This window comes from Niallia sp. FSL R7-0271 (assembly GCF_038005785.1).
Lineage (GTDB): Bacteria > Bacillota > Bacilli > Bacillales > Cytobacillaceae > Niallia.
Genome location: NZ_JBBOTZ010000001.1, coordinates 592,419 through 604,951, shown reverse-complemented (window position 1 = coordinate 604,951; position 12,533 = coordinate 592,419). Strand labels below are relative to the sequence as shown.

The 12,533-nt window shown below is 41.1% G+C and carries 12 protein-coding genes; 1 reads left to right on the top strand and 11 read right to left on the bottom strand.

The genetic code is table 11. The features are described 5' to 3' along the window. The first annotated feature begins 135 nt into the window (after window positions 1-135). Window positions 136-1,194, top strand: a complete 1,059-nt coding sequence (locus MKX82_RS03070) for a lactonase family protein (protein WP_233316375.1) — start codon at window positions 136-138, stop codon at window positions 1,192-1,194. Window positions 1,195-1,238: 44 nt separating this feature from the next. Here MKX82_RS03070 and MKX82_RS03065 read toward each other — a convergent pair whose 3' ends face one another. The 11 genes from MKX82_RS03065 to MKX82_RS03015 all read right to left on the bottom strand — a co-directional run bounded on the left by MKX82_RS03065 (window position 1,239) and on the right by MKX82_RS03015 (window position 12,396). Next, window positions 1,239-1,949, bottom strand: a complete 711-nt coding sequence (locus MKX82_RS03065; protein ID WP_233316374.1) for an ABC transporter ATP-binding protein — start codon at window positions 1,947-1,949, stop codon at window positions 1,239-1,241. Between the two features lie 13 nt (window positions 1,950-1,962). Then, window positions 1,963-2,739 (bottom strand): ABC transporter ATP-binding protein, encoded by a 777-nt coding sequence (locus MKX82_RS03060; RefSeq protein ID WP_233316373.1) that lies wholly within the window; start codon window positions 2,737-2,739, stop codon window positions 1,963-1,965. Continuing rightward, window positions 2,740-4,011 carry a branched-chain amino acid ABC transporter permease gene (locus MKX82_RS03055; protein WP_341074945.1) on the bottom strand — a complete coding sequence of 424 codons (1,272 nt, stop codon included), beginning with the start codon at window positions 4,009-4,011 and terminating at the stop codon, window positions 2,740-2,742. 9 nt (window positions 4,012-4,020) lie between these two features. Further along, on the bottom strand, window positions 4,021-4,998 hold the full coding sequence (locus tag MKX82_RS03050; RefSeq protein WP_233316371.1) for a branched-chain amino acid ABC transporter permease: 978 nt from the start codon (window positions 4,996-4,998) through the stop codon (window positions 4,021-4,023). Window positions 4,999-5,158: 160 nt separating this feature from the next. After that, window positions 5,159-6,355 carry a branched-chain amino acid ABC transporter substrate-binding protein gene (locus MKX82_RS03045; RefSeq protein ID WP_341074942.1) on the bottom strand — a complete coding sequence of 399 codons (1,197 nt, stop codon included), beginning with the start codon at window positions 6,353-6,355 and terminating at the stop codon, window positions 5,159-5,161. A 314-nt stretch (window positions 6,356-6,669) separates the two neighbouring features. Beyond that, complete coding sequence (locus MKX82_RS03040) at window positions 6,670-7,194, bottom strand: acyl-CoA thioesterase (protein WP_233316369.1); 525 nt, start codon at window positions 7,192-7,194, stop codon at window positions 6,670-6,672. A gap of 44 nt (window positions 7,195-7,238) precedes the next feature. After that, the gene (locus MKX82_RS03035) at window positions 7,239-8,774 is read right to left on the bottom strand and encodes a sensor histidine kinase (RefSeq protein ID WP_341074940.1); all 1,536 of its coding nucleotides are present in this window, start codon (window positions 8,772-8,774) and stop codon (window positions 7,239-7,241) included. Next, window positions 8,713-9,402 carry a response regulator transcription factor gene (locus MKX82_RS03030; protein WP_233316367.1) on the bottom strand — a complete coding sequence of 230 codons (690 nt, stop codon included), beginning with the start codon at window positions 9,400-9,402 and terminating at the stop codon, window positions 8,713-8,715. Before MKX82_RS03030 ends, MKX82_RS03035 begins: the two co-directional genes overlap by 62 nt. 116 nt (window positions 9,403-9,518) lie before the next feature. Beyond that, window positions 9,519-10,697, bottom strand: coding sequence for an ABC transporter permease (locus tag MKX82_RS03025; protein ID WP_233316366.1), 1,179 nt, complete (start codon window positions 10,695-10,697; stop codon window positions 9,519-9,521). Then, window positions 10,694-11,395: an ABC transporter ATP-binding protein gene (locus MKX82_RS03020; protein ID WP_245399834.1), complete on the bottom strand. Its 702-nt coding sequence runs from the start codon at window positions 11,393-11,395 to the stop codon at window positions 10,694-10,696. The genes MKX82_RS03025 and MKX82_RS03020 overlap by 4 nt, the downstream gene beginning before the upstream one ends. Next, entirely contained in the window at window positions 11,395-12,396 is a 1,002-nt protein-coding gene (locus MKX82_RS03015) for an efflux RND transporter periplasmic adaptor subunit (protein WP_233316365.1), read from the bottom strand. Before MKX82_RS03015 ends, MKX82_RS03020 begins: the two co-directional genes overlap by 1 nt. Window positions 12,397-12,533 lie beyond the last annotated feature (137 nt).

The following is a 12,533-nucleotide window of genomic DNA, read 5'->3' as shown; positions in this document are numbered from 1 at the left end:
GGCTTGATATTACGCCTTTTCTACACTGCTGTACGTTTGAATTTTCTCTCTATTTGCATTTTAGAAGCTTCTTTATTAGTGAGTGGGCTTACAATTTGCTATAATATATTTAAATCTTTTAAAGGAGACTTGTTCATGACAAATTCAAAGAAGTTTATAGGATATGTAGGTACATATACAAAGTCAACTAGTAAAGGAATTTATTCCTTCGTGCTTGATACAGAGGAAAAGAAAATTTCGAATGTAGAACTGGCTGCAGAATTAGAGAACCCGACATACGCAACAATTTCTAAAGATAATAAGTTCCTATATGCTGTAGGTAAGGAAGGCTCACTTGGAGGAGTTGCCGCTTATAGTGTTGACCCTACTACTGGAAAGCTTGAATTCATTAACAAGCAGTTCACTGAAGGCGCTTCCCCTTGTCATGTTAGCGTAGATGAAAACAAAAGCTATACACTTACTGGAAATTACCATAAAGGAACAGTCGAGGCATACCCACTAAATACTGATGGAGCTGTTCAAGAATTGGCTGCAAAAGTTGAGCATACAGGCACTGGTCCAAATACAGCGAGACAAGAAAAGCCGCATATGCACTTCACAGGCTTTACACCAGATGAGCGTTTTGTCGTTTCTGTTGACCTTGGTATCGATAAAGTTGAAACTTATAAGCTGACAGACGGCCAATTGGAAACAGTTTGCAGCCTATCAGTTAAACCTGGAAGCGGACCAAGACATATTGCATTCCACCCGAATGGCAAATTCGCTTATGTGATGACTGAATTAAGCAATGAAGTTATCACATTATCTTATAACAGCGAAACAGGCGAATTGAAAGATTTGCAATATATCTCTGCATTGCCGATCGACTTTACTGAAAACAGCCAAGGTAGCGCAATTCACCTATCATCTGACGGCAAGTTTGTCTATGCTGGAAACCGCGGCCATAACTCTATTGCCCTTTTTAGCGTTAATAGCGAAACAGGAACATTGACTTTTATCGAGCATACTTCAACAGAAGGAAACTGGCCTCGTGATTTTGTGCTTGATCCAACTGAAAAGTTCATCGTAGCTTCAAATGAGCAATCGGACACACTTACATTGTTTGAAAGAGATGAAGCAACAGGCAAGCTGACATTGCTTCAATCAGAAATTCATGCTCCAGAACCAGTTTGTGTAAAATTCTTGAACTATTAATGCAGTAAAAAACCAAAAGAGATTTCAATCTCTTTTGGTTTTTTTTACGCTAAGTATGCTTCTTGAACTTGTTTGTTAGAAATAAGTTCCTCCCCATATCCTTCCAGAACAATTCCCCCGGTCTGAATGACATAACCTCTATTTGCGATTTGCAGTGCCTGAAAAGCGTTTTGCTCTACCAATAAAATCGTCATTCCGTCTCGGTTAAGCTCCTTAATAATTTCAAAAATCTGTTCAACAATAATAGGCGCAAGACCCATGGATGGTTCATCAAGCATCAGCAGCTCTGGCTGCATCATTAAGGCACGGCCAATTGCGAGCATTTGCTGCTCACCGCCGCTCATCGTTCCTCCTTTCTGGTCTATCCGCTCTTTCAGTCTCGGAAAATACTCAAACACTTTTTTTATTCTTGTTTCAATCAGTGACTTATCCTTTACAGCAAAGGCGCCAATAAGCAGGTTTTCCTTCACTGTCAGCTTAGGAAATATCCTTCTTCCCTCTGGAACTTGGGAAATTCCTAATATCGCACTTTTATGTGCAGCAATGTTAGTAATCATCTTTTCCTTGTAAATAATGCTTCCTCTTTTGACAGGTACCTGCCCGCTGATTGACTTTAATGTCGTAGATTTTCCAGCCCCATTGCTGCCGATTAATGTAATAATTTCTCCATAGTTTACATGGAGACTGATGCCCTTTAATGCTTGGATGCCTCCATAAGATGCCTCTACCTCGACTAATTCTAATATTTTATCCATGTTAATTCCCCCCTTATGCAAGTGATACGGCACCTTTTCCTAAGTATGCTTCAATTACTTTCGGATTGGATCTGATATCCTCAGGCCTACCTTCAGCAATCTTTTCTCCATGGTCTAAAACGATGATATGATTAGAAATTTCCATAACAAGCTTCATATCATGTTCAATCAGAATGATAGTCAAGTCGAGCTTTGCGCATATATCCTGGATTAAATCAGTTAAGAGGGCCGTCTCTTTTGGATTCATGCCTGCAGCTGGTTCATCTAAAAGCAGTACACTTGGATTTGTTGCAAGGGCGCGGGCGATCTCCAGCCTTCTTTGCGCACCATAAGACAGATTTCCGGCACTTTCATTCACTGCATCTGCAAGGCCGACATATTCAAGCAGTCTGTATGCCTCCCTTTTAGCTTCCTCCTCCTCCTGTCTTGCACTCGGCAGCTGCAGTAAAGTGCCGATAATATTCCCCTTAATTCGGTTATGCATCCCAATAAGAACATTCTCTAGCACTGTTATCTCACTGAAAAGGCGGATGTTTTGAAATGTCCTTGAAATTCCGTGCTTGGCAACAACATGCGGCTTTAAACCGGCAATTTGCTTACCGTTCAACATAATTGAACCTTTTGTCGGCTTGTAGACTCCTGTTATCATATTAAAAAAAGTTGTTTTGCCTGCCCCATTTGGACCGATAACTGCTGTAATTGTATTCTTTTCCACCGCCATATCAATATTAGCATTCGCAATTAAGCCGCCGAATGTTTTCGTCAAGCCTGTCACCTCAAGAATATTCATTTATATATCCCTCCTTGCGACTGGTATTTTTGATTCCAGGTTTGTGTCTACCTTTTCCGGAGATTTCAGTTTGTTTACATCAAACCGGATGTTTTTTGCTGGAATCAGCCCTTGCGGACGGTATAATGTCATAACTACAAGCAATATTCCAAAGATAAAACGCTGCATTTTAACAGGCGATAATGCATCAGGAATAGTAACAACTTGGCTGAGCCAGCCTGTAATTTCCGTCAGTACTTGCAAATTAAGAATAGTGACAACTGCTGCTCCTAAAATAACACCAGGCACACTGCCCATCCCACCAAGGATGACCATCACCAGAATGGTTGTCGATTCCAGATATGTGAAGCTTGTCGGATCAATAAACATCTGTTTTGCGGCAAAAACAACACCCATCATTCCTGAAAAGGAGGCTCCAATCGCAAATGCAGTCAGCTTTGTTTTTACAAGGGGGATCCCCATCGCCTGTGCGGCAATCTCATTTTCTCTGACTGCTTTCCATGACCGTCCCAGCTTCGTATGCTCTAGTTTTGTCACAGCGTAAATGACAAAAAGAAACATTACTAGAACAACATAATAATATTGATTAGGAAAAACAAGAGTTATACCAAATATTTCCGGCGGGCTGATGCTGGCAAGACCCATTGCTCCGTTCGTTATATTGACAGGCTTATCAAGGTTATTAAAGACAATCCGGATGATTTCTCCAAAGCCTAATGTGACAATTGCTAGATAATCACCTTTCACACGAAGAACTGGTATTCCTAATAAGACACCAAACAATGCGGCCACAAACAAGCCAATAATAATAAATATCCAAAAGCTGTTACCTGAAAGAGGATATTCACCGAACGGCATGAAGTTAGAAGCCTGTACTGTCGCAAATATCCCATATGTATAAGCACCAACTGCAAAAAATGCAACAAATCCTAGGTCAAGGAGACCAGCTAGACCAACGACAATATTTAAACCAAGGGCCATGCATACATAAATCCCGACCATTGTTGCTACTTCCATATAAGATTGGTATGTTGGTCCCTGACTTGCCGTATATGGAAGGATGAAACCTAAGATAACTAATCCTGCTGCCCATTTCCACTTATTGCCGAAGTTCATGAAATAGAGAATTAGCAATGAAAGCAGCAAAAGCAAAAAAGCTGTGACAGATTTCTGGGCAAGATAAAGGCTTGCACTTGTTACAGATACATAGAAGAAAAAGAGAATGCCTTGGGCAAGTTTGCTTGTTTTTAATGTGGTCATGAAATTTGCCATTTTACCCACCTACACTTTCTCGGCTACGGCTTTGCCAAATAAGCCTTCTGGTTTAAATATCAACACAATGATCAGTATGGCAAATGCTGCAACATCCTTGTATTCTGCACCTAATATTCCATCTGTAATGACCGACAGGTTTGCGGCTGTAAACATTTCAATTAGACCAATAAGCAATCCCCCTACCATTGCACCGCGAATATTGCCAATCCCGCCAAGTACTGCTGCAGTAAAAGCCTTCAAGCCTAAAATGAATCCAATATAAGGATCAATCGTCCCATATTGGACAGCAAATAGTACTCCTGTCGCACCGCCTAATGCAGATCCGACAAAAAAGGTGACAGAAATAACTTTATTCACATTGATAGACATGAGTGATGCAGTGTCCCTGTCCTGGGCGACAGCTCGCATTGCCATCCCCCATTTAGTTTTGTTAACAAAGAAGTCAAGACCAACCATTAAAATAACAGCAACAATAATAACAACAAGAAAAGAGGTTTTGAAGCTCGCATTGTTAGCACCTAAAAGGGAGCCTACTTGATGCTGCCCTGAGAATAAGGAAGGAGTGTTCAGGATATAGTTGCCTTTGTACAGCTCTGTGATAAAACGGACAATATCCTGCAAAAGAAAGGAAATACCGATTGCGGATATCAAGGCAATCAATTTGGGAGCCTTCCTTAACGGACGGTAAGCAACTCTTTCCATTCCCATCCCCATTAATCCCGTAATCAAGCTTGTGATGACAAGCATAATAATTAAAGACAAGACCGCCGGAAGCATGGAGGTCCAGCCAAGGCTTGTCAATACAATCAGCACTGCTGTTCCGACAAATGCTCCTGTCATGAAAATTTCGCCATGAGCAAAGTTAATCAGTTCTAAAATCCCGTAAACCATCGTATAGCCTAAAGCGATAACGGCATAAACCGCTCCTAAAGCAAGACCGTCAATTAAAACTTGCGGCAATGTTTGCAACACTTCTGTCAGCATATTCTTCCCCACACTTTTATAGTTTTTTTATTGAAAGATAAGGGCAGTCCCCTATGTAGTAATTGAAACGAAAAAGGGTATGAACACTCATACCCTTTTTCTAAAAATATGCCGTCCTTTTCTAGAAGATTGGCACATCTTTTAAAAGAATTTGCAAGGCTTATTGAGAGATCTCACCGTCTAATGTTGCCGGGTAAGAAGCTTCATCAAATTTATAAATGAATATTTTAGCGTACTTGTTATCTCCTTTTTCATCAAAGCCTACCTCTGTTACAACACCTTTATAATCCTGTGTTCCGCGTACTGCCTCTGTCACTGCCTCTCGTGTAGGCATTTTGCCGTCATTTTCTTCAATGGCTTTTTCAATGCCTGCAAGCAAAACCCCGGCACTGTCATAAGCATATGCTGAATATGATTCAATTGATTTATTAAAGGCTGCTTTATAGTCGTCCGCAAACTTTGTGCCTTCTTCTGTTTTTGTCGTATCGCCTGCAACAGATGTCAGGAATGTGTTTTTGACAGCGTCACCGGCAATTTCAACAAATGCAGATGAATCAAGGCCGTCTCCACCCATAAATGGAATATCTAGGCCCTTTTCACGAGCTTGCTTTACAAGGATGCCACCCTCGGCATACAGCCCTCCATAATAAATCATGTCCGGCTGTTTAGAAGTAACTTGATTTAGAACTCCATTGAAGTCCTTCTCCCCGACCGTGATTCCCTCAAATCCTACAATTTCAGCTCCCATCTCCTCTGCAGCACCTCTAAAGGCCTCAGCCAATCCTGAGCCATAAGCGGTTTTGTCTTGAATAATAAATATTTTCTTTGCTCCTAATGTGTTTATCGCATATTCAGCACCAGCTGGGCCTTGGAAGTCATCACGGGCAACTACTCGGCTGACTGTCTCCAAGTTACGGTCCGTAAAATCTGTTGCTGTACTTGCAGGAGAAATACTGATAAGTTTATTATTTTCATACACTTCAGATGCTGGGATGGACACACCTGAATTTAAATGGCCGACAACACCTAGCACCGCTTGGTCTGCTGCTACCAGCTGAGCATTAGCCACCCCTTTTTTCGGATCGCCTTGGTCATCTTGTGCCTCCAGCTTCATCTCGAAGCCCAAATCAGCGAATTTGTCCTGTTGCTGATCGATTGCCAATTGTGCTCCCAGCTTGATCGCTTCCCCTAATGTGGCACTTCCGCCAGATAGAGGTGATTGTGTAACAATCTTAATTACCTGTTTTCCTCCATCACTGTCTCCTGAGGAGTCAGAGCTGGAAGAAGCACATCCACTTAAAAACCCAAGTGCTAAAGTAGCTGTCATTGCGATTGATAATGCCTTTTTGGATAACATAGTTCTCCTCCTATTTGCTATGTACTTTTTTAAAGCGGTATTGCAAACAGATAACCTCTTCTGGCAGATGTGCCATCATTAGCTATACTTATGTAAGGATTATAATCTCGGATGAAACAAGTGTCTTTCATATTGTCAGATAATCTAACGGCATATTTTCAAAATTTTTTTATTTCCAGACATATGTTTTATTTCTCGAAATAACTGGTCTTTTCTTTACTTCTTTCCATTTCATAAAACAAGCTTCCCATTGTGCTTATCAACATTGTTAAACACAAAAAAACAGAAGGCTTATTTCGCCTTCTGTTTTTCATTTAAATCCACGGAGCATCTGTTTTAACCACTTTCGCAAATGCTTTGCTGTGCTCTCTTCTGTCTTTTCTTACTCTAACCCGCTGTTCTGCTGTATTAAAAAGCATATGCTCTTCCTCAGATTGAGGAACTACCTGTGGAATCCTTGTTGGCTTTCCTTCCTCATCAAGAGCTACAAATGTCAAAAATGACGTTGCGGCAAGCTTGCGTTCACCTGTTTTTAAATTTTCTGCCACCACTTTCACAAATACCTCCATTGAGGATTTGCCTGTATGTGTGACATAAGACTCAAGGCAAACCGAATCAGTCGGCCTTATCGGAATTAAAAAATCAACGGAATCGGTGGAAGCTGTAACGACATTGCTTCTAGAATGTCTTGAAGCACTAATTGATGCTACATCGTCAATATAGCTCATCAGCTTTCCGCCAAATAAAGAATTATGATTATTTGTATCAATCGGAAAGATTCTGCTTGTCTTTACTACTAATGAATCTTTGCAAAATTTCTCTTTGGGCATATTCAACATGCTGCACTCCTTTTGATGCCTTTCATGACGGGAAGATAAATATTTTAGTTGCTTTCTTCTTTCCATAATGGCAATTTCAATAAAAACATTGTAGTAGAACCATTGGATTTTTGTAAAGATAAAAGCCCTCCAAGCGCTTTTGCCAAAAGCAGGCTGTATGGCAATCCTAATCCAAGTCCACGCTCTACGTCCTTCTTGTTTTTTCCCCTGTAGAAGCGCTCAAAAATAAAATGCTGCTCCTCAACAGGAATACCATATCCATTATCCTCGACCGTAATTAAGACGTTGTCATTGTCATATTTAAGGCTGACTGACAGTTCTGCATCAGCCTTGCCTTTAATGGCATGAAGGCTGTTATTAAGCAGATTGACCACGATTTGCTGCAAGCGGACACTGTCGATATTGGCGAACACTTGCTTTTCCATACTAGTATAGGTTACCTTCACATCTTTTAACGCATCTGCATGGACAATTTCCCACTGATAGATAATTTCTTTAACTGCTGCTTGAATATTTGTCTTCTCGAAATGGACTCTAATAGATCCTGCACTAAAGCTGTTAAAATCAAGGAGATCCTCCACCATGCTCTGCAGCCGTTTCGCTTCCTTTAAGCTCATCTCTAAAAACTCTTTTTTTCTGTCATCTGTAATAATATTATCATTCACAGCTTGAACGAGGGCGCTAATAGAAGTAATTGGTGTTTTCAGCTCATGCGTCACACCTGCGAGAAGCTGTGTCCGCAGTCCCTCTAATGTTTGCAGCCTCTTCGTCATTTCATTAAAGGATAATACGAGCTGATGCAGCTCCTTTTCCTGAACATCTTCGTTGAGTCGAATATCATAATTGCCATTCATTAAGTTTTGTGCCGCATTTGCGACTTCCTCCACAGGCTTTGCCAGCTTCTTTGACAAAGAGTAGATTACAAGCCACCCAAGGATGGCAAGACCTGTCAGAAGAAGACCAAGTAATTGATATTCCTCTGTATTAATGCGGAGCTGATCATGGGGCTGGATAATATACACGTTTCCCGCCAACTTATCGTCTTTCAAGATAGGGGCAATTACAACAGATGCCTTTCTGTTATCGCTTAAGGTGATTGTCTCCACAGTTAAATCTTCCACCATATCCAAATCTTCAATCGCAGATGCTTGATCCGTATTATTTGGAGCAGGCTCCTTCATTTCTGACTTAGGGCTGTTCGGCGCCATGTCCTGCATAGGAGAAAGGAGATTTACCTCACCTGATTCAGCCTTAATATAAATGCTCATTGGCTGATAGATGCTTTGCGAATCCTGCCTGTCCTGCATAAATGGAAACCTGACGTCCCAGATATTTTCCAAATCTTCATCGCCTGCTCTTCCTGCTATTTCTTGGGCAACGAACTTCGTCAATTCAAGCCTGTTCGCCAAGGCATTATGGCGGATCCAGAGAATGGAAACTACTCCGATGATGACAAGTCCGACTATTAATGTAAATAAATATCGTTTTGTCCAATAATATAGAAGGGGTGTTTTTTCTTTATTTTTTTTCTTGAATATAGAATTGATAGCCGAGTCCGCGTAATGTTTTAATTTCCCCATATCCTGCATCCCATCCATTCAATAATTTCCTAATTCTTTTAATCGCTAAATCCACCGCCCTGTCACTGCCATCATAATCACTGCCCCATACGTGGTCCAGCAGCTGATCTCTTGTGAAAGTCTGGTTTGGGTTGCCAGCCAAAAAGAGCAGTACAGACAAATCTCTCGGTGTAAACGGAACTTCAATTCCATTTAAAAACACTTGGTGTGATAGATTATTTATTTTCAAGTTTCCATAATAAGTGACATCTTCCTCTGCCTGATATTGCGGGGAGCGGCGCAAAACAGCATGCACCCTTGCTATTACCTCTTCCGCTACAAATGGCTTCGTTATATAATCGTCCGCTCCTGTGTCAAAGCCTTTCAGCTTTTGATCTGTATCGGAAAGTGCAGTAAGCATAATGACAGGACATGCACTTTTTTTGCGGATATGGCCAAGCACTTCCCAGCCATCCATATGGGGCATCATAACATCAAGAAGAACCAATGCCGGCACTGTTTCTTCTATTTTATCTAACGCCTCTTGTCCATTGTATGCATAGCTCACCGCAAAACCTTCCTTCTCAAGGTAAGCTCCAAGCACCATGCTTATTGCCAATTCATCTTCAACAATTAATATATGCTTCATCTCTAATTAGTCCTTTTGTTTTTTACTCATTATACAAGAATAAAGGGATAAAAAACTATCACCTATGAAAAGAGGGTCAGGCTTTTACTATACTAGCAAAAGCCTGACCCTAAATATTACTGATACCTCAAGGCCTCTAACGGGCTTAAGTTTGATGCTTTGTTAGCAGGGAAGATGCCGAATATTATCCCTATTAAGATAGAGAAGGTTACCGAACCTCCGACAATCCACCAAGTGATCTGCATTGTCATATCAAGCATGCTTGACAGCACCTCAGCACTTCCAAGTCCAATCAAGGCACCGAGTATTCCGCCAAATGCACTTAAAACAACCGCTTCAATTAAGAACTGTAACATGATATCTTTTTTCTTCGCTCCAATTGCTTTTCTTATCCCGATTTCCCTTGTTCTTTCTGTAACAGATACAAGCATAATGTTCATGATGCCAATTCCTCCGACAATTAAGGAAATACTTGCGATACCTGCAAGCAGATATGTCATTGTATTGCTGACAGAATCAAGGGCATCAGATACAGAAGATTGATTGCGGACAGAATAGGATGTTTCGTCACCGCCGAATTGGTTATATAAATCCTGCTCCATTTTTGCCATTCCAATTTCAACAGTATCCTCAGATGTCATTTTAACTGTAGCTGATGTTACATATGTTTGCCCGATAAAGCGCTGTGCTGTTGTTAAAGGAATCAATACTTGATCATCAACAGAGCCTGACAGTTCTTCACCTTGCTCCTCTAGCACACCAATTACTTTAAAAGTTGTGCCATCTATTTTAATAGTCTGGTCAACAGCATTTGAAAAACCAAACAGTTCTGTAGCAACATTGGCGCCTAACACGACGACCTTATTACGGTTATCCAAATCAATATCCATAATGCTGCGCCCAGAGCGGACCGTAATGTCATTTACATCTTCGTAGGAATTGTTAATCCCTGTTACAGTAACACCTTCGCTTGATGTTGTACCGTTTTTCAATGTACTGCTAGTAGAAACCGTCGGTGCTACTGCTTCTACCTCCGACAAATCTTCAAAGGACATGAGTTCATCATATGTGACGACTTCCTCATCGCTTGAATTGCCAGACAGTGATACGGAAACAGTTGTGCTGCCAAGACTGGAAACCTCTTCTGAAACCGATTGGGAAGCACCCATTCCTAAAGAGGTCAAGGCAATTACAGCAGCAACTCCGATAATTATTCCAAGCATCGTCAGAACGGCTCTAAGCTTGTTCATGGTTATATTCTTAAATGATATTTTTATTGCTTGCCCTAATTTCAAGAAACTCCTACCTCCTTTTCCTCCCTGAGTCTTCCATCTTGAATACGGATGACTCTCTTAGCCTGCTTCGCTATTTCAAGATCATGGGTGATTAATATAATTGTATGTCCTTGCTTGTTCAAATCCTTGATTAGCTTCATCACTTCTACTCCTGTCTTACTGTCCAACGCCCCTGTAGGTTCGTCCGCAAGCAGGATCGGCGGGTTGCCGGCAAGAGCGCGGGCAATCGCCACACGCTGCTGCTGGCCACCTGACAATTCAGTCGGCCTATGGCCAGCACGTTCCAGCAATCCTACCTTTTTTAAAGCAGTCAAAGCAACTTCTTTTCGTTCCTTGCTGTTCATTCCTCTGTAAATTAACGGCAGTTCTACATTTTCAAATGCCGATTGCTTCGTCAACAGATTGAATGACTGAAAGATAAAGCCAATCTTATGATTTCTTACATCTGCTAACTGTTTGCTTTTTAATTGAAAGACATTTTGCCCATCAAGGAAGTATTCGCCAGAATCTGGTGTATCCAGACAGCCGATCATATTCATCAAGGTCGATTTGCCTGAACCTGATGGACCGATGATGGCAATAAAGTCGCCCTTATTAATAGAGAAGCTCACATTATCCAGTGCCTTGACCGTTTCTCCGCCAAGTGTATATTGCTTATTTAAGTTCTTAATTTCTACAATTCTATTTTCTTCAATCATTACTGGTTAGCACCTCCGCCGCCGAAGCCGCCTGATGGCATTTGCCCTCCGCTTGGCATTTGTCCGCCTGATGGCATTTGCCCTCCGCCTGGCATGCCCTGCTGGCTGCTGCTGTCACTGCTTGATTCAAATGTTGGCAGAACAACTGTAGTTCCTTCTTCTAATCCACTTGTAATTTCAGCAACATCTTCATTTTCCAAACCTACTTCTACAGTCTGCTTTGTTGTTGCTGTTGCTGTTGAACCTTCCTCAGTTGTTGAAGATCCAGACGGGATTAGAACATAATATTCATCATCTTCTTTTTGTACTGCTTCGACTGGAACTGTTACTACATCTGTTTTACTGTCCGTTGTGATAGTTGCTTCTGCTGTCATCCCAACTAATAATCCAGAAGGTTTTTTAACTTTTACTGTTACCTCGTATTTTGCCACACTAGAACCTTCAGATGAAGTTGCCTCTTTTGCAACATTCGTTACTTCACCTGTAAATTCTTTGTCTTCTAAAGCACTTACTGTAATCGTAGCTTCTTGTCCTTTCTCAACTTTAGAAATATCAAGCTCGTCCACATTTACAACCATTTCTAAATTATCATAGTCTGTTTCTGTCAATACTTCTGTTCCCATTGAAACACTGTCGCCTTCTTCTACATTAAGCGCCGTAATTTCACCAGAGAAAGAAGCTGTAATCGGGTCAAGCGTATCATCTTCAAATGTAACAAGTTCATCTCCTTCTTCGACTTCATCTCCAACTGCTACATTCACCTCATCGACTGTTGCATTGCCGACAGAGGTTACTGCCTCTGTATTAATAGCTGCTATGCTGCCAGTTCCGCTTACATTAATTTCTACATCTCCAACTTCTGCAGCAGCGGTTTGTGTCGTTGCCTGTGCAGCTACTTGCTGCGTATCATTTTTTGTGAAATAAAAGTAGGAACCAAAACCTCCACCAATTACTACAACAATAACTCCGCTAACGATCCATTTCTTTATGCTTTTCTTCATCCTTCTTCTCATCCTCTTTCTTGTTATATTTTATATGCTTAACTTGCATTTTTTCTTAGTTCCAATAGGCTTTTGCCTCTTACAAGTAATAGAATATAAAAGAAATGTGTCAGGAATAAGTCGAGGGAAATATTTTT